Below are 19,793 nucleotides of genomic sequence, written 5' to 3' on the forward strand. Positions count from 1 at the left end.
CTTTCGCGTTGATTAACATTGACAGTTACAGTTACGTCATGACCCGTGCGCTGCGTCGCCTCGCGACCGTCTTCACCACCCCCTTGCTTCCAGAGGACTACGCCTCGCTGCTGGATCCCTTGCGCGGGCGTGAGCTGCGCGGCCGGGTCGAGACGGTGGAGCGGCACGACGGGTTCACGACCATCGGGATCAAACCAGGCCCTGGTCTGAGCCCTCATTTTCACGCCGGTCAGTTCATCGGCGTAGGGCTGCAGGTGCAGGGGCGCTTTGTCTGGCGTTCCTATTCGCTGACGTCAGCGCCCGGGGAGGGAAGTTCGCTGCTCACCATCAGCATTAAGCCGGTCCCGGACGGTCTCTTCTCGCAGAAGCTCGCGACCTCGGCGCAGCCGGGTCAACTCATTCGGCTCACCGCGCCGTCGGGGAATTTCTATCTTCCCGTCCCTCTGCCGAAGAAGGCTGTGTTCCTGACGGCGGGCGCGGGGATCACCCCGGTCGTCTCGATGCTCCGCTGGCTCGACAGCGACCACTCGGCGGGCGACTGGCCGGACGCGGTCCATATCCACTCCGAGCGTGCTGCAGCGCCGTCCGAGCCATACGGTCCGGAGCTCCAGAAACTCGCTGAGAGGGCGCCGAAATACAGGCTGGAGCACTGGGACTCCCGCGAACGCGGCCGCCTGAACGTCGATGCGATTCGCGAGTTGGTGCCGGATATCGACCAGTGCGCCATCTACGCGTGCGGACCGAGCGAGCTACTCGACGCGGTCAGCGAGGCATGGCCGCAGACGGTGACCGAGAAGTTCTTCTCCCCGCTGGATTCCGCAGGCACCTCGGGCGGTGAGATCGAGTTCGGCGACACCGGCGTGCAGTGCGAATCGAACGGGACGACGACGATTCTCGAGGCCGGCGAGGCCGCGGGACTGAATATGGTCCACGGCTGCCGAATGGGCATTTGCCGGACGTGTGTGTCGACGGTCGAAAGCGGCGTCGCCGTAGATCTGCGAGACGGCACCAACTACGGAGAAGGGGAGCATGTGCGCACCTGCGTCAGCGTTCCCTCCGGGTACCTGAAGATCCGGGCGGGACAGCACTAGCGCCGCCCGACACTCACTTTTTTACGAACAACGAACCATCAATCGAAGGAGACGCACATGGCCGTCCAGGACATCACGGCGTACGCCCATCTCACCGATGAGGACGTCGAGGAGATCGGTCGCCGTTTCGAAGCGATCGAGAAGAAACACCGCGAGAGCCTCGGGGAGTCGGACGTCAAGTACATCCGACGCCTCATCGCCGTGCAGCGGGGGCTCGAACTCGCCTCGCGAGCGGCGATCGCGCTGACACCGAAAGCGTTCATTCCGGCATCTGCGACTCTCGGAGTCGCAAAGATCCTCGAGAACCTCGAAATCGGGCACAACGTCATGCACGGCCAGTGGGATTGGATGAACGATCCGGAGATCCACTCGTCCACCTGGGAATGGGACAACGTGGGCCCGTCATCGGGGTGGAAGCACACCCACAACGTCACCCACCACACCTATACGAACATCATCGGGATGGACAATGACATCGGGTACGGGGTCCTTCGAGTGACCCGAGATCGGCGCTGGTCTCCGTACCACCTCGCGCAGCCGGTGACGAACGCTCTGCTCGCGAGCCTGTTCCAGTGGGCCGTCGGCTTCTACGACGTCGAACTGGGAGCCTACTTCGCGGGGAAGCAGTCGAAGGAAGAGACGATGAGGCGTCTCGATGAGACTCTCCGCAAGGTGCGCCGGCAGGCTCTCAAGGACTACGTCGCCTTCCCGCTCGTCTCGGCGGGCGTCTCCGGTGCCGTCGCGCTGGCCACGGGAAAGCCGGTCTACCGGGCTGCCTACCATGGAGCCACCCGCGCCGGGCAAACCGCGATGATCGGCAACTTCATGCGCAACGTGTGGGCGTACGCCGTCATTTTCTGTGGTCACTTCCCCGACGACGTCGAGACATTCACCAAACGCACCCTCGACGATGAGACCCGCGCCGAGTGGTATCTGCGCCAGATGCTCGGTTCGGCGAACTTTACGGGCGGCAAGCTCCTCACGATCATGTCCGGCAATCTCAACTACCAGATCGAGCACCACCTGTTCCCGGACATGCCTTCCAATCGTTTGTCCGAGATCGGCGCGGAGGTGCAGGACATCGCCGAGGAATTCGGCTTGCCTTACAACGTCGACTCATTCCCGAAGCAGTTCTACCAGGTGCAACGCACGTTGTTGAAGCTTTCGCTGCCGAACTCGATGCTTCGTGCCGACGCTTCGAACGCTCCCGAGGTGCGCTCCGATGCGGCCTTTTCGAGCAATCCGGAGATCGCCAAGGCGACCGGACGGCGCCAACTCCGCAAGGGTCTCGCGATGCTCAAGAAGGTGCGTCCGAAGGTTTTCGCCTAGAGGGACGCCCTGAGCTACGTGGTGCGCGGCGTCATGGTCGGTGTCGGTGTCGAGGTGGCGGCCCGAAATGGGGCTGGCCGACGATCTCTGTCCTGGTTCGTGGTCGTGTCATCGTCGTAAAATCATGTATGATGCCGCACGCCCGCGATTTTCTCGCGCGCGGAAATTGCGGTGAAGTTAGACCGCTGATTGCCTGGGGTTAACCCGCTCGCATCCTGGGCAATGCAGCGTAAGGGAAGACAGCACGGCGCGAGGGATGCCCGAATCCACCGGGCCACTTTCGCACCGGGAACGTGTTTCCTCTAGCGCAAGGTGGGAAGTCATGCTGCGCACGCGAAAGCGCACGAATCCGACACCGTCGGACCAGCCGCGAGCCATCTCGGCCGGCGGCGGACGAAGCGCGGAGCCGCGACCGCGTTCCCGCCGCATCGCGCCCGTGCGCCGGCCCAAGCCGAGTGGGGATTTGGCATTGCGGCCCGGCGAGAACCCGCGCGTCGTCGCTCATCGTGGCGCTTCGGGCGACTACCCGGAGCTCACGCTCGTTGCGTACGAGAACGCGCTGGCACAGGGTGCCGACGGGATCGAATGCGATATCCGGATGACACTCGACGGGCACCTGGTGTGCATCCACGACTCGGATACCTCCCGTGTCAGCGAGGAAACGCGCAAGGTGCGCCTGTCGACGCTGGCCGAGCTCAAGACTCTCGACGTCGGCTCGTGGCACCTGCGCCACCGCAAGCCGGAGCCGCCGCTCGCGCTGCGCGAGTTGCTCGAACTCATCGAGGCTTACCCGCAGGCGCGGGCGTTCATCGAGACCAAGCATCCGGTGGTCGCCGGCGGCCGGGTCGAGAGGGCGCTGGCCGAGGAGCTCAGGTACTTCGGGCTGGACCGTCCGCGTTCGCACGGAGAGTCCCGCGCGGTGATGATGAGCTTCTCCATACTCGCGGTGCACCGGTTCGGGCAGATCGCGCCGCAGATCCCGCGCGTGCAGCTGCGCCACTACCGGACCGGGGCGAAGCCCTTGCCGGCGGAGAACTACGGGATCCAGGTCGTAGGCCCGTCGATCGACACGATCCGCGCCAAACCGTTCCTCGTCGAGCACTGGCACCAGCGCGGGCTCGCCGTGTACTGCTGGACGGTCGACGACCCGGCCGATGTGGAACTGTGCAAGCGTCTCGGCGTCGACTGGATCGGCACGAACTTCCCCGCCCGCACGCTGGCGCGGGTCAACGAGGACGAGCAGATGCGCGCGGCCGAAATCGGCACGGTGCACGGAAGTTTTGCAGACCGCGACTAGGCGAAGATTTCAACGATCGGGCTCCGTGTGCCGTAAAGTCCGAACACGTGGCAAAGAAAAGTCGTCGTAATTTCGAAGCAAAGACGGACTCCAACCGTCAGGCGAAACTCGCCGCTCGCGCGGCTGAACGCGAAGAGCTCGCCGGAAACCCGCGACCCTTCGCCGGGGTAGTCGGGGAATGCGACATCGTCGCGATGCAGCAGTTCGTGCCTTCGGCCACCGCCAAGGTCGAGCTCGCAGGCGTGGATCACCCCGTATACCTGTCGACGGTGTTGCCGGGCGCGATCGCGGCGCTGACGCGCGCGATACCCAGCGGGACCGAGTCCTTCGTCGGTCTGCAGACCGCCGCATACGGCCTCGCCCCCGAGCGTGACCTTGCTGCGTCTCTCGCGTGGGTCGCGAAGTCGGAGGCGGGAGATACGCTGCAGGCCGCAGAGCCCTCGGACGAGGACCCAGAGCTCGCCGAGCTGCTGGGGGGCAACGAATCCCTCGAAGTCACCGTGCACGACAATTTCGCGTGGTGGGCCGCCGAGGGTGCCGAGGTCCATCCGCAGATCGCCCAGGCCATCCAGCACGCCAACAGCGCAATGATGCCGTCCGCGCGAATCGACACCCCCGGCGCCGACGCCGCGTGGTGGGTAGATGCAGGAGAGCGCGCACACATCCGTTGGGTGCGGCCCGAGGACGAGGATGCGCTGTTCGACGCGATGGCGCGCCTGCACAATCGCGGCGAACTCACCCTTGGTGATGGTTCGTCGTTCGCCGGGTCCTTCCGCACGACCGGGCTGCTGGTTCCGGTGTTCGACCTCGACAACACCAAGCCTTCCGACCACTGGACTGACGGGCTGGCCACCCTCGACACCAAGTTCACCGAAGCGCTCGCCGAAACCGGCGAACTCTCCAGCGATGAGCGCGCCTCCCGCAATGGTCTGCGCGCACGCCAGGTGACCTTGCGCTAACTTCACACCCTTCCCAGGCGAAGAAACTGCCCGGGCCGAAGACACACTCCCCGTAGGGGCGAACCGACGACGGCGGTTCGCGCTCTGCGGGGAGTTCTTCTTTTCGGATCCCACTGAGGTTCCGCCGCCGGAGCCCGGCGTAAATGTAGCGCCCCCACGGCGACGCACAGCGGTGTTCTACTTCCTTGTGCAGGCACGCAATATCAGGCCTGTGTCTCATAGACCATGCGCCCAGGGGAGAAGACGTGCGGAAACCGATCGTGTCGACCGTGTACGCGGTCTCGTGTGCACTAGCTGTTTGCGGTGGGTTCCTCGTCGCCAACACCACGCATTCGGCCACCCCGGAAAATGCCGCGCGGCACGTCGAAAGGGCGGAAGAGGAACTGTTCGGTCTCGTTGACAACCCCTCGATCCGGCCAAGCCGAAACCCGGACGTTCAGGTCAGGCCGCAACCCGGGCTGCATCCCCCGTCCATCGAAGAAACCTCGTCGCCGGAACGCTCGGACGCTCCTCCACGAGAGGAGGCCGAGAACCCACCGCAGGAGCCCGCGGTATCTCCGGCAGGATCGGGGCAGTCGTCCCTCTCGGGCAGCGCGCGGTCCAACCCCGGGCAACACTCGCCCGCACCACCACAGCGGCTTCCCAACCGCCCGGAACCATGGCCGGCCGCACCGGCGCCTGTGCCGGAACCGCTGGTCGTTCCGGACATTCCGTTCCCGACTCTCACCATCAATCAATTACCGGTAAACCCGCCGAAACCGGAACCTCTGCGTCCGTTGCGGATCGGCTAGCTCCGCTGGGCGTCCCACCAGAAAACCCATACCCCGAAAGGTAGATTCATGATCATTTTCGCTCCCATCGGCGCGGCCATCGCTGCCGCTCTTGCAGGTCTCGGTCCGCTCGCTGCGGGGGCCGCAGGCGCGGCTGCTGCGGCACCGGCGATTACCGGAGCCGGCGCGGTCGTCGGCGCGGCTGCACTTCCGGCACTCGGTTCCACTGCGGCCGCGGCGGCAGACCCGAACGTTCGCCAAGGTGTCGAAGCGTCGGCAAACCAGACCCACAACAACGTGATGGGTTCGGTCGGGGACGTGGCACAAGGAGTCAACGAGATGAATCTCCCGGGAGTCAACATACCGGTGCACCGCCCCTGATAGACGGTCCCGGCCCCGGGCGCGCGGTGGCAGAGAAAGGTGGACGATTATATGAGCACCCCTCCGTGGATCCGCTCCGCGATCGACAACGGTCTCGCCGCCGCGCGCCTGGAATCGCAGGCCGGCGGGCCGTCAGCACAACCCGACGACGCCGACCGTGAACAGGATCCGGCCGAAACACACGACAGGGAAAGGGACGATCAGGGCCTCGAAGAAGGAGTTCTCGCCGTTCCCGGGAACTCGGTGGACGCTCCGCTGGAACTCGATCTCGTCCCTCGCCCGCAGGCCGCGCTCGCGGCATCACTCCGGGCACGCGTGCGGAGAGAATCGACCCAAGAGGAGATAAGCGCCGAACCTGGTGCACATACCGACGAGCTATCGTCCGAACTCGATGAGTCGTGCGCGCCTACGCGATCCAGCACCGGCGCGCTCAAAACGACCGCGGCGCTCGCCGGGCTGCTGGCATGTATCGCCAGCGGCTTCGCGCTCGGCGACGGATTCGATGGAACCCGCGCCGCCTCGGTGTCTGAAGTAGCCGACATCGACTCCCAATCGGCGAAGGTGCCGCTCGTGGAACAAGACGAGGGCTGCGAAACCGAGCACGGCGAGAACTTCTTTCGCGGCAATGGTCCTGGAGATCGGCTATCCCAAGTCGGCGTCGTTGCGGCGTTCGAGCATGCCTACTACGTCGAAAAAGACCCGGTCCGTGCTGTGGATCTGACCTCCGAGGAAGCGGGTCTCGATCCGGTCCGCCTCGACTCCGAGGGCATCGGGATGCTTCCCGAGGGAACGACTCACTGCCTGGAAGCGACCGCGGACGGGGGCGATGTCGTTTCCGTGAGGCTGTCGGAGCGCAGACCCGATGCCGATCCGATCGTCATCCACCAGCAGATACACACTGGCCTCGACGACAACGGTATCTACGTGATCAACAAGATCGAACACACCAGCGCGCCGGCGAAATGACGCCGACCGCCCGTGTCGTCGAAGCGGTCCCGGCTAGGCGGGCGGCATCTCGTACAGGTCCGCCGGGGGAGTGGCGCCGCGGCGCAGATTGTCGAAGAACGCGTTCGTCGTATCGCCCCACACGAGGTACGAGCCGACCGCGCCGTCCGCCATGCCGTCGAAGGGCACCGTCGCGGTGACCGGCTCCGAACGAATCGACCACATCATCATTCCCAGATCCCAGATGTGATCCTTTTCGTCGACGCGGATCGTGGCCGCGCCATCCGAAACGAGTCGGGAGACCCGGAACGGATTGAGCAGAGTCGACGGCTTGGTGACCTCGCTCATCAACGCCGACAGGAACTTGCGCTGGTTCTGCACGCGGTCGAGGTCCTGCTGGGCGAATCCGTGTCGGGTCCGGACGAAACCGAGTGCCTGCGGACCGGCGAGGGTTTGGCACCCAGCGCCGAGATTGATGCCCGCGTCCGGGTCGTCAATGGGCTCGTCGAGGCACATCTCGATGCCGCCAACCGCGTCGACGATGCCGGCGAAACCGCCGAAACCAATCTCGGCGTAGTGGTCGATCCGGATGCCGGTCTCGGTCTCCAGCGTCTGTACGAGCATCTTCGGGCCGCCCAGGGAATAGGCGGCGTTGATCTTGTATTCGCCGTACTCGGGGATATCGACCAGCAGGTCGCGTGGGATCGAAATGATCATCGGCTTGCCGCCGTCGGCAGGCTTGTAGACGAGCATCATCGTGTCCGTGCGATCGCCACCGGCGTCCTGCTCCGAGCCCGTCGCGAGTTGCGCCTGCTCCTCTTCTGTGAGGCCGGCACGGGAGTCGGTACCGACGACGAGCGTCACCGTGCCCGGGGTGCCGCCCGGCTTACCGGGGTAGTCCGACAGCGCATCGACGTGCTGCAGCTTCGAATCCGCCCACAAAGTGGTGAGCACGCCCGCCGTCAGGATGACGACGAGCAGGAGGGCGAGAATGCGGAAGAACCCGAAGCGGCGCTTCCTGCGCGGGGCGGTGCGTGCCGCAGGCCGCGGGGCCGGGCGGCGTCCGCGCTGGGGACGCTGGACCACCGGATTCTGCGGAGGAGCGTGGCGACTCGCGCGGCGCGGACGCTCGGAATGATAGCCGTCGTCGAATCGTTCGGGTTGCTGGGTGGGCTGATACCTGGGTCCGGCGGACCCACCGGACCCAGCCGGCGCGCCGCGAGGGGTTTCACGTGGAACACCTGCGGGGGAGCCGGCTGCGGCACCTGCGGCACCTGCTGCGCCCGCGCCGTACGCGGCGCCTCGCCCAGGTCCCGGGTCGAACCGGCCGTAGGTGCGGTTCGGATTCGGCGGGTTCTGGCCTGCGGCCGGTCCGGCCGCGTGCCGGGGTTGTCCGGACGGATCGGGCGTTTGCCTGGGAGCCGGGGCAGGCCTGCCCTCGGGGACCTGGCGCGACGCTGCCTCACGCCGTGCGCGGGCACGTCGCCGCTGCTCGGCGGCCTCTTCGGGGGACAGATGTCTCCGCATCGACTCATCAGACACGCGCAGTAGTTTACTGACGATGTCTGAGCGCCGGTTCGCAACATGCTGTTCGCGCTACAAGCGTTATCAAAGCCAGCTCACGTGTGGAGCGAGCACCGCGTAGCCGACAAACGCGAACGCGTCGAGCAGGAAGTGCGCCCAGATAAGGGGCCACGCACGCCGAAAAGCGAGCCAAAAGGCAACGAACACTGCGCCCATCGCGAGGTTGCCGAGCCCGCCGCCGAAGCCCTGATACAGGTGATAAGAACCGCGAAGCACGGCTGAAAATGCGATGACGGCGGGCACCGACCATCCCAACTGGCGCAGCCGGATCGCGAGGTACACCACGACGACGAGTTCCTCCGCGCCCGAGTTCGCCAGCGCCGACGTCAACAACACGGGTATCCGCCACCACGACGCTCCGAGGCCCGAGGCCTCCACTGTCGCGTTCGCGCCGATCGCGACTGCGCCGAGGTAGAGCGCGATGCCGGGGATACCGATGAGTGCGGTGAGAGCGACCCCGCGGGCGAAGTCCCCGCGCACCGCGGGCCAGCGTCCCCGGCCCGGCGGCACGGCGAGGCCCATTGCGCGCGCCGAGATCCGCGAATGCCACAGCAGTACGAGCGGAAGCAGGGCCCACGCCGTCAGCCTCGCGATGCGTCCGAGCTGGTAGGCGAGATCCAGCCACGGGTTCTGCGAGGCAGAGGCGTTGAGCGTTTGCGTCTGCTCGTTCAGCGGCGCGGCATCGAGGAGCGCCTGCACGATCGACAGGATCGAGGTGTACCCGGACAGAGCGAATGTCACGGCGAGGACGACCGCGATCTCCAGCCACAGGAATCGGCGCCGACGAGGGTCGGTGACGGGCTCGGCCACGGGCGCGGACATGCGCGCTGTGAAGGCGCGCAGCCTGGCGCCCATCCCGTTCACGCTCGCCGATGCCACCATGCGCGCAAGTCTAGGTCGCCCGCGGCTGGCCCCGCCCGGACGGCGGTGCGAGAATGCTCCCCATGGCCGTCGACCTCGAATTACTGTTCCGCCCCGCCGCGCGTCCCGACCTCTTCGAGGACCTGCTCGTGCCCACCGGCAGCGCCGCACACCTGCCAACCGATGACGCCGGGCAGATCGCGAAACGCTGGTCGATCCCGGCGGCGGAGGAGTTCGAAGGCCCGACCCCCGAAACCGTCTCGGCCGCGCTGGCCGCGGGCGGCGGTGTGGCGATCGACCTGTGGGAGCGTTCCGCGCACGACGCCGCCGACCTGCTCATCGCCGCAGCGCACGGCGGCGTCGGATTCGGGCCCGGCCTGCAGCCGCGGGCGGAGACCGCCGAGCAGGTGTGGACGCTGATTTCGGCGGCGGTGGCCGCGATCATCGGGGAGGACGTGCAGGCGCACTGGACCGAATGCGGTGGGGGTAGCAGGGGGCCGGACGCCGAGCGCCGCGCGTTCATCGCCGGGCTCGGACGTTCGGCGCGAGAGACGATTCGCGACGTGATCACCGTGATCGGCGTTCCGTCGGAGCGCCTCGCCGACATCGCGGCGACGTTCCCCTCCGAAGGGGAGTTGCGCTAGGCCTTCTGCTCGATGATCTGGATGAGGTTGCCGCAGGTGTCGTCGAACACGGCGAGGGTGGACCCCTCGATCGTCGTCGGCTCCATGGTGAAGCGCACGCCGAGGCCGGAGAGCCGGTCGAACTCTGCCTGAACGTCGTCGACGGCGAACTGGGTGAGCGGGATGCCATCGCCGTACAGCGCCTGCTGGAAGGTCTTCGCCGCCGGGTGGCCCAGCGGCTCAAGGAGCAGCTCGGTGCCGCCGGGGTTCTCGGGGCTGACGAGGGTGAGCCAGAACGCGCCCTCACCGACCTCGACGTCGTGCTTGATGCGGAAGCCGAGCTTCTCGGTGTAGAACTCGCGGGCCTTGGACTGGTCGTCGACCATTACGGACGTGATGTTGATGCGCACGGTGAACCTCGATTCGCTTGTGGGCCGTGGTTACCACCGTAGGGCGATCCGGCGGGATCGCGCGCGCCGGCCGGGCGATCATTACCCTGGGTTGCGTGAGTACCGTCGCTTTCCTCGGCCCCGCCGGCACGTTCACCGATGCCGCCCTTCAGCAGCTCGTGGACCGCGGCCGCATCGCCGCGGGCGACGGCGGCGCACCGGACACCGCCCCGCAGACGCTTCCGTGCGACACACCGACGCAGGCGCTCGCCGCCGTGCGCGAGGGGCGCGCCGATTTCGCGTGCGTGCCGTTCGAGAATTCCGTCGACGGCACCGTGAGCCCGACCGCGGACGCCCTCGCCACCGGGACGCGCCTGCAGATTCTTGCGGAGACGGAACTCGACATCGCCTTCGCGATCCTCGTGCGCCCGGGGACCGCGCCGTCCGACGTCAGGACTCTGTCCACCCACCCGATCGCCGCGGCACAGGTCCGCAGCTGGGTGCAGGAGAACCTGCCGAACGCGCAGATCAACACGACGTCCTCGACCGCCGCGGGCGCGGAAGAGGTCGCGGCAGGGGAGGCGGATGCGGCGGCGGCGCCCGCGCGCGCGGGCGAGATCCTCGGCCTCGACGCGCTCGCCTCGGGTATCGCCGACGTGTCCGGTGCGCGCACGCGTTTCGTACTCGTCGGAAACCCCACCGCGCCGCCCGCGCCGACGGGCAACGATCGCACCTCGGTCGTGTTCGGTGTGCGCCACGAGCCGAACTCGCTGGTCCAGGCGCTCACCGAGCTGTCGATTCGCGGGATCAACCTCTCGCGCATCGAGTCCAGGCCCACCCGCGTGGACAGGTTTACCTACTTCTTCCACATCGACCTCGTCGGGCACATAGACGATCCGATGGTCGCCGAGGCGCTCGCCGCGTTGCACCACCGCACCTCGCGGCTGCGCTTCCTCGGTTCGTGGCCCGTGGACGCCCACGGCGACGCCGAGGCCCCGCCCGCCGATCGCGCCGCCGCGAGCAGCCCACCCGACCGCACCGAGGGCTACGCGTGGACGCGCGCGATGGCCACCGGACGCGGCTAAAGCCCGCACTCACTCGACCTCGCACACCGCTCCTCGGAAAGGACCGTCCCCTATGACGTCGGACAACGCATCCCCACAGCCCGCCGGGCCCGCCGAGCACACCCCGCACCTGTATCTGGTGCGGCATGGGGAATTTCCGTCCAACCCGCTCGGCCTCCTCGACACGGAGGTGCCCGGGCAGCCGCTCAACGCGAAGGGGCGTGAGCAGGCGGGTGTTGCCGGCGAGCAGCTCATCGGGCTCGGCTCGACCGCGACGGCCGTGTACCACTCGCAGGCCGAGCGGGCGAAGAACACGGCGCAGATCATCTCCGGTGCGCTCGGCGTCGAAGCGGTCGAGGTTCCTGGCGCGTTCGAGGTACAGGCCGGCGAACTCGAAAAGCGCGGCGATCCGGACGCGCTCGCGACCTACCGCTCGTACACGCATGCGTGGATGCGCGGCAGCGATCTGGCCTCCGCGCTGCCGGGCGGCGAGTCCGGCGAGGACGTTCGCGCACGCGTCTTCCCTCAGATCGAGAAGCTCTACCGCGAGCACGTTTCCCAGGGGCGGGACGCGGTGCTTGTCATCCACGGCACGTTGATTCGTGTGACGGCGGGCCTGCTCGGTGCGATCGACGGCGATTTCTCCGCGTCCCACGCGGTGCCGAATTGCGGCATCATCGGGCTTATCCCTGCAGGCGACGGGGAGCTCGGCGGCGCCGCGTCCTGGGCATGCGACGACTGGGCCGGCACCACCCCGCAGGCCTGAATCGCCCGCGCGCGGCTATCCCGCACGGTTACCCCCAGCCGCGCTCGTGCAAAGTCTCGTCGTCGATGCCGAAATGGTGCGCGACCTCGTGAATCACCGTCACCGTGACCTCGTGGGCGAGCTGTTCCTCCGAGTCGCACACGTCGCACAGGGCGTCGCGGTAGATAAAGATCCGGTCGGGTAGATATCCCGAATAGGTGGTGTCGCGCTCGGTGAGTGCGACACCCTCGTACAGCCCGAGGATCGTCGGCTCCTCTTCGTTGCGCGGCTCGATGAGCACGACGACGTTGTTCATGGCGCGCCAAAGGTCGTCGGGGATGAGGTCCAGACCGTCTCCCACGAGTTCCTCGAAGCGCTCTTCCGAGACGCGAATTCCCATCGCGCGGACCTAGTTGCCGCCGCCCGGCACGCCGAAGACGTTCGGGATCTCGCCGGCACCCGGGTCCTCGGCGGCAGGCTGCTCCGCGCCGGCCACCGGGACCTCGCCCTGCTGCGTGCCCTGTCCACCGCCGGCGTCGGCGCCGGCGCCACCACCCGCATCGCCCGCCGGGGCTGCGGGGGCGGGAGCAGCGCCGGCTCCGCCGTCAGACGTACCGGGCTGTGGTGCGTCCCCCGGCGAGGGGACCTCGGTCGTCGTGGGGACGACAGGCGCCTCGCCCTCGATGGTGACGCCATCGCGCACGGAGCCGCGGAGCACCGCGAAGGGGCCCGGATCCGCGACACGCATGAGCGCGCAGTTGACGGTGCGGCTGCCCGTCGCCCAGCTCAGCTGCGAGATCGGCATGACCTGCGCCGGAACGAGCGTTGTCCGGCGCAGCGCCTCGACGTCACCCATGTACTCGACTGCCGCGTTGTAGCAGGCATCGGCGGAGATGGCGGTCTGGTCTGCGGGCTCCGGTGGGAATTCCCCCTCGGGGAACAGCCCGCTGATGTCGACGTTCGCGACCACCTCGAAGGCGTGATCCTCGGTGCACTCCACCTTGCCGGTCGGGGTGCGCTGATCGTTGATGCCGATGCACGTTCCCGGCTCCCACAGGCGGTGCTGGTCCGCTACCGCGAAGGGCTGGTTGATTTCCGCGGACGAACCGTCGAGTTCCTTGGCGGCGATTCCGCACAGCGCGGAGCGGTCGCCGGCCTCCCAGCCCTCCGCGGAGGGTGGGATGAGTGCTCGGGCGAACCGGCCCTCGGGGTCGAGGGGGCGGTCGCCGACGAAGCGGTCGATCGCGGGGGCGCACAGTTCGCCTGCGAGATCGACCCGGCGCTGGCCCTCCGGGTAGGCGTCGTCCGGGGTGGCCTCGGTGAGGTCGATGCGGTCGGCGACCTCGAAGCGGTGCGGCTCCTCGCATGTGGTCGAGACGATGTCGGTGGGCTGGCCGCGCACGGAACTCGTCCAGTTGAGGCAGTCGCCCGACGCTGCGAGCGCGAACGCCTCGCCGGTGATCGTCCGCGGATTGACCTGGGGCGCGATCGCGTTGACGGGGCCGGCGGCCTCCGAATCCGGGTCGTTCATGACCATGCCGATGCCGGTGCCCGCCGCAGCGCCACCGATGGCGAGTGCAACAACCGATCCCATGACGGCGCCGCGCGTTCGCGCGAGGGCGGCCGCGCCTCGGGGCTTGGGCTTCTTCGCGCGGCGCGAGTGTGCTCGCCCTGCCGCGGAGCCGGCGGGCTTCTCGGAATCAGATGACGTGCTCACCTTCACCATTGTGCCCCAGGAAACGACGCCGGAGGACCACACTCGCCCAGACGCGGGGAGTATTGCGCTCTCGGAGGCGCCGAATGTCGTCTACCCTGAACACATGACCGAACAGGCACACACGAACCCCGCCGGAGGTGGAGGGGACCTCCCGCGCGAACCCAAGCCCGGCGTGAGCGACGAGGTTCTCGAGTTCGCCGCCCGCTTGTTCGATATGGCCCGCGAGGGCGACACAGTCCAGCTCGCAGGCTATATCGATGCTGGTGTGAGCCCCGAGCTGACCAACGAGCGAGGCGACGCGTTCCTCATGCTTGCCGCCTATAACGGCAATCTCGAGACCGTGCAGATGCTGCTCGACCGTGGCGTGGACGTGAACAAGCTCAACGACCGCGGTCAGACCCCACTCGCCGGGGCGGTGTTCAAGGGTTACGGAGAAATCGTCAAGGCGCTGTTCGAGGCGGGTGCGAGCCCGCATAAGGGACAGCCCACCGCCGTCGAGGCGGCGGCGATGTTCGAGAAGGAAGCGTTCCTCGAGCTCTTCGGCCGCGGATAGCCGCAACCGCCGCAGCCCGGAGCGGCAGTCCGCAGCGGCGGTAGCACCGCGCTCGAAGCGCGGCGCCGTCCGTTAAGCTGGGCGAGTGATCGATCTCAAATTCCTGCGCGAAAATCCCGACGTCGTCCGTGCCTCGCAACGCACCCGCGGAGAGGACCCGGAGCTGGTCGACCAGCTGCTCGAAGCGGACGCCCGCCGTCGCGAGGCAGTCTCCGCCGCGGACACGGCGCGCTCGGAACAGAAGGCGATGGGCAAGAAGGTCGGTCAGGCTTCGGCCGAGGAGCGCCCGGCGCTGCTCGAAGAGGCCACCGCGCTCAAGACGAAGGTCAAGGACGCCGAGGAGACCGAGAAGTCCGCGGACGCGCAGATCGCGGAGCTCCAGCGCGCGATCTCCAACATCGTCGCCGACGCCGTCCCCGCCGGCGGTGAGGACGACTTCGTCGAGATCGAGCGCGTCGGCGAGCCGCGGCAGTTCGATTTCGAGCCGAAGGACCACCTCGAGCTCGGCGAATCGCTCGGGTTGATCGATATGGAGCGCGGCGCGAAGGTGTCCGGCGCGCGCTTTTACTTCCTCACCGGCTACGGCGCATTGCTGCAGCTCGGGATGCTGCAGCTGGCCGCGCAGAAGGCAACCGCGAACGGTTTCCAGTTGATGATTCCGCCGGTGCTCGTGCGCCCGGAGATCATGCAGGGCACCGGCTTTCTCGGCGCTCACTCGGACGAGATCTATCATCTCGATGCGGACGATCTGTACCTCGTCGGCACCTCGGAGGTCGCGCTCGCCGGCTACCACCAGGGCGAGATCCTCGATCTCGCCAGTGGCGCCAAGCGCTACTGCGGCTGGTCCTCGTGCTTCCGCCGCGAGGCCGGATCGCACGGCAAGGACACCCGTGGCATCATCCGCGTGCACCAGTTCGACAAGGTCGAGATGTTCACCTACACCACGCCCGAGAACGCCGAGGCCGAGCACCAGGCGCTCCTCGGAATGGAAAAGGAGATGCTCCAGGCGCTGGGCATCCCGTTCCGGGTCATCGATATCGCCGGTGGGGACCTCGGCTCCTCGGCCGCCCGCAAGTTCGACTGCGAGGGCTGGGTGCCCACCCAGGGCACATACCGCGAGCTCACCTCGACCTCGAACTGCACGACGTTTCAGGCTCGCCGATTGCAGGTCCGCTACCGCGACGAGACGGGCAAGACACAGATGGCCGCGACCCTCAACGGCACCCTCGCCACCACACGCTGGCTCGTCGCGATCCTCGAGAACAACCAGCAGGCGGACGGCTCGGTCAAGGTGCCGGAGGCGCTCCAGCCGTTCGTCGGCAAGGACGTTCTCGAACCGGTCAAGTGAGCGGACCGGGCGGTAACCCCCTCGCGCTCGTGCCCGTCCGCGTAATCTGATCGGCATGGCCTTCGAACCTCTATATCAGTCGATCATCGGTATCGCCCGCGCGATGTTCTTCGCACAGGGCCTGCGCATCGAGCTCACGGGGGAGAAGAACTTCCCGAAGACCGGCGGCGCCGTCGTCGTCATCAACCACACCGGCTACATGGACTTCGTCTACGCCGGCGTGCCGGCGCGCGAATACAAGCGTTTCATCCGGTTCATGGCGAAGAAAGAGGTTTTCGACCACAAGATCGCCGGGCCGATCATGCGCAACCTGCGTCACATCCCCGTCGACCGCACCGGCGGGGGCGACGCCTACGCCGCCGCGGTCGAGGCGCTGCGCCGCGGCGAGCTCATCGGCGTGTTTCCGGAGGCGACGATCTCGCGCAGCTTCGAGATCAAGGGATTCAAGACCGGCGGCGCCCGCATGGCGCAGGAGGCCGGGGTGCCGATCCTGCCGGTCACCATCTGGGGATCGCAGCGCGTGTGGTCCAAGGGCCTGCCGAAGAACATGGTGCGCCCGAGCGTGCCGATCCTCATCGACACCGCCGAACCGGTCTACGTCACCGGCGATCCGGCCGAATTCATGGAGAACCTGCGCGAGTCGATGCAGGCCAACCTCGAGCGTTTGCAGGACCGTTACGTCGAGCTTGCCGGCCCGTACCCGCAGGACGCCTCGTGGGTGCCGCGCCGCCTCGGCGGCAGCGCTCCGACGCTGGAGGAGGCCAACGTCCTCGACGAGGCCGAGCACCAGGCGCGCATGGAGAAGAAGCAGCGCAGCCTGGGCGACAAGCGCGGCGAGTCCGCCGGGTCCGGCGACTCCCAATCAGGACCAACCACCGGGAATGACGGCGGAGAGGCTCGTTGACCCAGGACGTACCCGCTCGCCATGAGCGACCCGTGTTCGTGGCCACCGACATCGACGGCACCCTACTCAACGTTCGCGACGAGGTGCCCGAAGGGCATCGGCGCATTCTCGCGCGGGTCGTCGACTCCGGCGCCACGCTGTGCCTTGCGACCGGGCGGCCGCCCAGGTGGCTACCCGAAATCCTTGGCGATCTCGGCCAGCAGCCGCTCGCGGTGTGCGCCAACGGCGCGGTGATCATGGACACCTCGACCGGGGAGGTGCTGTGGTCGCGGCTCCTCGAACCGGACGCGTTGGAGGAGATCGCCCGCATCGTCCGCGACGAGCTGCCCGGCGTCGGCCTCGCCGCCGAACGCATGGGGCGAGACGCGATCGACGACGAGTTCATCGCCGCGCCGGACTACCGGCACGCCTGGATCCATCCCGAGAGCGTCGAAGTCGGGCACGACGAGGTCATCGCCGGCCCGGTGCTCAAGCTGCTCGCCCGGGTGCCCGGCATGTCGAGCAGCGATATGGCCTCCGCCGTCAGAACCCGGGTGGAGCATCTGGCGCAGGTGACGTTCTCGACCGAAAATGGGCTCATCGAGTTCGCGCCGCCGGGAGTCACGAAGGCCGCGGCGCTGACGCGCGTCGCCGAGCAGGTGGGCGCGCTGCGTTTCCGGCGCGAACCGGGCGCCGCGCCGCGGACCGTCGCGTTCGGCGATATGCCCAACGATGTGGAGATGCTGCAGTGGGCCGACCTCGGCGTGGCGATGGGCAATGCGCATCCGATCGCCGTCGCCGCGGCGGATGAGACGACGCTCACCAGCGACGAGGCAGGTCTCGAGTCCGTGTTATCCCGCTGGTTCTAGAGACCGGCCGTAGAGAAAAGCTAAGCGGACCGGGGCTCCACCACTTCCCCGGCACCACATGCGTGGTACCTGGTGGGGTCCCGGTCCGCTGGACCGTGCATCCGGGTACTTGATACCGCGCCCCCGAATGAGGCGCCGGGGGAGCGTTAGCCCTCGACCTTGATCGTGCCGGAGTAGAGGTCGTAGACGACTCGGCCGTTCTCGAACTGCTGCGAGACGGTGCCGTCGCCGCCATCGACCTCTTCCTCGGTCGGCAGGCCGAGCGGGCCGTGCTCGAAGCCCTGCGCGGCCCAGGCGTCACCGATGCGTCCGAGCACCGCGTGGGCGCCGGTGGCGTCGGAGTCGTAGATCGCGCCGCCGTCGAACTTGGCGTACGAGACATCGTTGTACTTCTGCACCCCGGACAGCGCCTTGCCGAGCACGCCGTCGGCGCCGCCGAGCGCCGCGAACAGCTTGCCGATGCGGCCATCTCCGCCCGCCTGCACGAGCGCGTTGCCGACGGTCTTGATCGACCCGAGCGTCTCGACGAGGTCGAGCGCCTTGAGTCCGTCGAGGTTGAGTTCCGAACCGCGCATGAGCAGCTTGCCCACGAGCTCGGCGGCGCCCTTGGTGTCGAGGTTCTTCAGGTCCGAGCTGCCGCCGCCGAGCGCGGACTCCAGCGAACCGGAATCGCCCGTGGGGACTTCGCTTTCGGAGGTGGGACGGCCGGGCGTGGTCGACGTGCCGCCCCCGGAGTTGCCTCCCGAGTTGCTCGTGGTCGTCGACTTCGAGGAACTCGGCGCCGAACCGCCGCCGGACTTCGCGTACTGCGCGGCGATATCGCGGATCTTGCCCATCTGCGCGTACCCGGCATCGCCCGGGCAGGTCGTCAGCCCGACGTCACGGTGGGCGAAGATGTTGGGCAGGTTGACCTTCGTGCCCTGGGGGTACTTCGTGTACGAGGTGCCCTCGGAGTAATGGTTCGCCTTACCCTTCGGGTCGATGCCGGCGAGCGCGAGGCGCCAGCCGAGGATCTCGCCGACCTTGTTGATCGTCGCGTCCGGCGGGTTGATGGTCGAGAAGTCGCCCATCATCGAGATGCCCCACGTGTTGGAGTTGAACCCACCGGCGTGAGCGCCCTGGACGTTCTTGTCGAGGCCGCCCGCGCGGCCCTCGAAGGCCTGACCATACTTGTCGACCAGCACGTTGTAGCCGACGTCGCACCAGCCGAGGTTCTGTGCGTGGTAGACGTAGATGCCGCGCACGACACCGGCGGACTGGTCCTTGGTGTAGTTGTTCGAGCCGGCCGTGTGGTGCACGACGCCCGCGGCGAGCGAATCGTCGTAGCTCGGGCTCTGGCAGCGCATCGACTCGTTCGCGCCCCACCCGGAGCGCGAGATGATCGACGGCTTCTTCGGGTTCGCGACGTCGCCGTACTCGCCCATCTCCATATCGGGAGCCGGGGTCGGCGAATCGAGGTCGGGGGACAGCAGGACGGCGTCGACACCCGGATCGTCGAGCGAGGTCTCGTCGGCGGCCGGGGCCACCTGGCCGGAGTCGTCGACAACCGGCTTGCTGACGTCGGAGTTCTGACCCTCGGGCCCCATGAGCCCTGCGAGTGCGTCGGCGATGGCGCCACCGGCGGCCTGCGCATCGGGGTTTGCGGTGCCCGTGTCGGCCGCGTCGGCGTCGCCGTCCTCCTCGCGCGCAATGTCTTCCTCCGCGCCCGGGGTAGAGGTCTCGGGCGCATCGGTGAGCGCCTCGGGGGAATCGCCGATCGAGGTCTCGTCGAGGTCGACGCCCTCGAGCGCGATCTGCACCTTCGTGGTCTCGGTGCCTAGGTACACCGGCTCGGTGCCACCCTTGCCGCCGGAGTCCTGGCCCGCATCGAGATCGCCGATGACCGATTCGGCCTCGAACCACTCGCCCCAACTGCCGTCGGGCTGCTGCGCGCGGATGCGTGCGGTCGCGTCGTGCTCGCCCTTCCACGTGACGCCGACCATCGAGAACGGCTTGTCGGAGGAGACCTCGCGGACCTGCTCGCCGCCGCCGGCGATGTCCTGTGTGAGGCCCTCGGCGAGCGGCGCGGACGAGAGGGAGACCTCGTTGACGCCGGTGTCCGCGGCGGAGGAGGTGGCCGGTTCCTCGTCGGCGACCTGGCCGATACCGACCGCGGCGACCGGTGTGACGGCCGCAGCGGCGAGAACGGCGACTGCGCCGAGAGAGGACTTGGACAGCTTTACGGGCGTAGAGGCAGCACCGGAACGCGTGATACCGCGACGGTACTGAGGGCGGCGAATACGCAAAGTAACTCCAGGTCTTCTCGTGACGAACCGCCCGGGGCGGGCTCGTCTGGGCACACGTAGGGCAGCGCGCCGCGTGTTACTGACGAGTCCATTGTTATCA

General features: G+C 67.7%; 19 protein-coding genes. 13 read left to right on the forward strand and 6 right to left on the reverse strand.

Features of this window, described 5'->3' with window-relative positions; all coding sequences use genetic code 11:
* Positions 1 to 38: 38 nt before the first annotated feature.
* The 6 genes from BJL86_RS00995 (at position 39) to BJL86_RS01020 (ending at position 6,793) form a co-directional block, all read left to right on the forward strand.
* On the forward strand, positions 39 to 1,091 hold the full coding sequence (locus tag BJL86_RS00995; protein WP_067475409.1) for a flavin reductase family protein: 1,053 nt from the start codon (positions 39 to 41) through the stop codon (positions 1,089 to 1,091).
* Positions 1,092 to 1,148: 57 nt separating this feature from the next.
* On the forward strand, positions 1,149 to 2,420 hold the full coding sequence (locus BJL86_RS01000) for a fatty acid desaturase family protein (RefSeq protein ID WP_067475406.1): 1,272 nt from the start codon (positions 1,149 to 1,151) through the stop codon (positions 2,418 to 2,420).
* A 322-nt stretch (positions 2,421 to 2,742) separates the two neighbouring features.
* Positions 2,743 to 3,717 carry a glycerophosphodiester phosphodiesterase gene (locus BJL86_RS01005; protein ID WP_082908561.1) on the forward strand — a complete coding sequence of 325 codons (975 nt, stop codon included), beginning with the start codon at positions 2,743 to 2,745 and terminating at the stop codon, positions 3,715 to 3,717.
* A gap of 47 nt (positions 3,718 to 3,764) precedes the next feature.
* Positions 3,765 to 4,676 carry a DUF5926 family protein gene (locus BJL86_RS01010; protein WP_067475403.1) on the forward strand — a complete coding sequence of 304 codons (912 nt, stop codon included), beginning with the start codon at positions 3,765 to 3,767 and terminating at the stop codon, positions 4,674 to 4,676.
* Positions 4,677 to 5,515: 839 nt separating this feature from the next.
* Positions 5,516 to 5,827, forward strand: a complete 312-nt coding sequence (locus BJL86_RS01015; protein WP_067475400.1) for a hypothetical protein — start codon at positions 5,516 to 5,518, stop codon at positions 5,825 to 5,827.
* A gap of 51 nt (positions 5,828 to 5,878) precedes the next feature.
* Entirely contained in the window at positions 5,879 to 6,793 is a 915-nt protein-coding gene (locus BJL86_RS01020) for a DUF8176 domain-containing protein (protein WP_067475397.1), read from the forward strand.
* Positions 6,794 to 6,826: 33 nt separating this feature from the next.
* On the opposite strand, the gene BJL86_RS16680 is transcribed toward BJL86_RS01020, so the two are convergent.
* Complete coding sequence (locus BJL86_RS16680) at positions 6,827 to 8,314, reverse strand: LCP family protein (RefSeq protein ID WP_232229002.1); 1,488 nt, start codon at positions 8,312 to 8,314, stop codon at positions 6,827 to 6,829.
* Between the two features lie 66 nt (positions 8,315 to 8,380).
* Entirely contained in the window at positions 8,381 to 9,211 is an 831-nt protein-coding gene (locus BJL86_RS01030) for a CPBP family intramembrane glutamic endopeptidase (protein WP_075844755.1), read from the reverse strand.
* An 89-nt stretch (positions 9,212 to 9,300) separates the two neighbouring features.
* Here BJL86_RS01030 and BJL86_RS01035 point away from each other — a divergent pair, with 89 nt between their 5' ends.
* The gene (locus tag BJL86_RS01035) at positions 9,301 to 9,861 is read left to right on the forward strand and encodes a hypothetical protein (RefSeq protein ID WP_075844756.1); all 561 of its coding nucleotides are present in this window, start codon (positions 9,301 to 9,303) and stop codon (positions 9,859 to 9,861) included.
* Here the strand turns inward: BJL86_RS01035 and BJL86_RS01040 are convergent.
* Positions 9,858 to 10,250, reverse strand: coding sequence for a VOC family protein (locus tag BJL86_RS01040; RefSeq protein ID WP_075844757.1), 393 nt, complete (start codon positions 10,248 to 10,250; stop codon positions 9,858 to 9,860). The two genes, BJL86_RS01035 and BJL86_RS01040, sit on opposite strands and share 4 nt — an antisense overlap.
* 95 nt (positions 10,251 to 10,345) lie before the next feature.
* Here BJL86_RS01040 and pheA point away from each other — a divergent pair, with 95 nt between their 5' ends.
* Positions 10,346 to 11,314 (forward strand): prephenate dehydratase, encoded by a 969-nt coding sequence (gene pheA / locus BJL86_RS01045; RefSeq protein WP_075844758.1) that lies wholly within the window; start codon positions 10,346 to 10,348, stop codon positions 11,312 to 11,314.
* Positions 11,315 to 11,366: 52 nt separating this feature from the next.
* Entirely contained in the window at positions 11,367 to 12,059 is a 693-nt protein-coding gene (locus BJL86_RS01050) for a histidine phosphatase family protein (protein WP_075844759.1), read from the forward strand.
* Between the two features lie 28 nt (positions 12,060 to 12,087).
* On the opposite strand, the gene BJL86_RS01055 is transcribed toward BJL86_RS01050, so the two are convergent.
* Complete coding sequence (locus tag BJL86_RS01055; RefSeq protein WP_075844760.1) at positions 12,088 to 12,438, reverse strand: metallopeptidase family protein; 351 nt, start codon at positions 12,436 to 12,438, stop codon at positions 12,088 to 12,090.
* Positions 12,439 to 12,447: 9 nt separating this feature from the next.
* Positions 12,448 to 13,755 (reverse strand): septum formation family protein, encoded by a 1,308-nt coding sequence (locus tag BJL86_RS01060; protein WP_198034334.1) that lies wholly within the window; start codon positions 13,753 to 13,755, stop codon positions 12,448 to 12,450.
* A 103-nt stretch (positions 13,756 to 13,858) separates the two neighbouring features.
* Between BJL86_RS01060 and BJL86_RS01065 the strand changes: the two genes are divergently transcribed.
* The 4 genes from BJL86_RS01065 to BJL86_RS01080 all read left to right on the forward strand — a co-directional run bounded on the left by BJL86_RS01065 (position 13,859) and on the right by BJL86_RS01080 (position 17,408).
* Positions 13,859 to 14,308, forward strand: a complete 450-nt coding sequence (locus BJL86_RS01065; RefSeq protein ID WP_067476189.1) for an ankyrin repeat domain-containing protein — start codon at positions 13,859 to 13,861, stop codon at positions 14,306 to 14,308.
* Between the two features lie 85 nt (positions 14,309 to 14,393).
* Positions 14,394 to 15,656 carry a serine--tRNA ligase gene (serS, locus tag BJL86_RS01070; protein ID WP_067476176.1) on the forward strand — a complete coding sequence of 421 codons (1,263 nt, stop codon included), beginning with the start codon at positions 14,394 to 14,396 and terminating at the stop codon, positions 15,654 to 15,656.
* Between the two features lie 55 nt (positions 15,657 to 15,711).
* Positions 15,712 to 16,560: a lysophospholipid acyltransferase family protein gene (locus tag BJL86_RS01075; protein WP_067476178.1), complete on the forward strand. Its 849-nt coding sequence runs from the start codon at positions 15,712 to 15,714 to the stop codon at positions 16,558 to 16,560.
* Positions 16,557 to 17,408 (forward strand): HAD family hydrolase, encoded by an 852-nt coding sequence (locus BJL86_RS01080; protein ID WP_067476180.1) that lies wholly within the window; start codon positions 16,557 to 16,559, stop codon positions 17,406 to 17,408. The genes BJL86_RS01075 and BJL86_RS01080 overlap by 4 nt, the downstream gene beginning before the upstream one ends.
* A 146-nt stretch (positions 17,409 to 17,554) precedes the next feature.
* Here BJL86_RS01080 and BJL86_RS01085 read toward each other — a convergent pair whose 3' ends face one another.
* A complete protein-coding gene (locus tag BJL86_RS01085) occupies positions 17,555 to 19,693 on the reverse strand; it encodes an N-acetylmuramoyl-L-alanine amidase (RefSeq protein WP_231887255.1) in 2,139 nt (712 codons plus the stop codon).
* Positions 19,694 to 19,793 lie beyond the last annotated feature (100 nt).

Source organism: Dietzia timorensis, assembly GCF_001659785.1.
Taxonomy (GTDB): domain Bacteria; phylum Actinomycetota; class Actinomycetes; order Mycobacteriales; family Mycobacteriaceae; genus Dietzia; species Dietzia timorensis.

Coding starts and splice junctions, on each gene's coding strand:
- BJL86_RS01075 (WP_067476178.1), top strand. CDS start 15,712: ATGGCCTTCGAACCTCTATATCAGTCGATCATCGGTATCGCCCGCGCG.
- BJL86_RS01055 (WP_075844760.1), bottom strand. CDS start 12,438: ATGGGAATTCGCGTCTCGGAAGAGCGCTTCGAGGAACTCGTGGGAGAC.
- BJL86_RS01005 (WP_082908561.1), top strand. CDS start 2,743: ATGCTGCGCACGCGAAAGCGCACGAATCCGACACCGTCGGACCAGCCG.
- BJL86_RS01000 (WP_067475406.1), top strand. CDS start 1,149: ATGGCCGTCCAGGACATCACGGCGTACGCCCATCTCACCGATGAGGAC.
- BJL86_RS01050 (WP_075844759.1), top strand. CDS start 11,367: ATGACGTCGGACAACGCATCCCCACAGCCCGCCGGGCCCGCCGAGCAC.
- BJL86_RS01030 (WP_075844755.1), bottom strand. CDS start 9,211: ATGGGCGCCAGGCTGCGCGCCTTCACAGCGCGCATGTCCGCGCCCGTG.
- BJL86_RS01065 (WP_067476189.1), top strand. CDS start 13,859: ATGACCGAACAGGCACACACGAACCCCGCCGGAGGTGGAGGGGACCTC.
- BJL86_RS01035 (WP_075844756.1), top strand. CDS start 9,301: ATGGCCGTCGACCTCGAATTACTGTTCCGCCCCGCCGCGCGTCCCGAC.
- BJL86_RS01020 (WP_067475397.1), top strand. CDS start 5,879: ATGAGCACCCCTCCGTGGATCCGCTCCGCGATCGACAACGGTCTCGCC.
- BJL86_RS00995 (WP_067475409.1), top strand. CDS start 39: ATGACCCGTGCGCTGCGTCGCCTCGCGACCGTCTTCACCACCCCCTTG.
- BJL86_RS01015 (WP_067475400.1), top strand. CDS start 5,516: ATGATCATTTTCGCTCCCATCGGCGCGGCCATCGCTGCCGCTCTTGCA.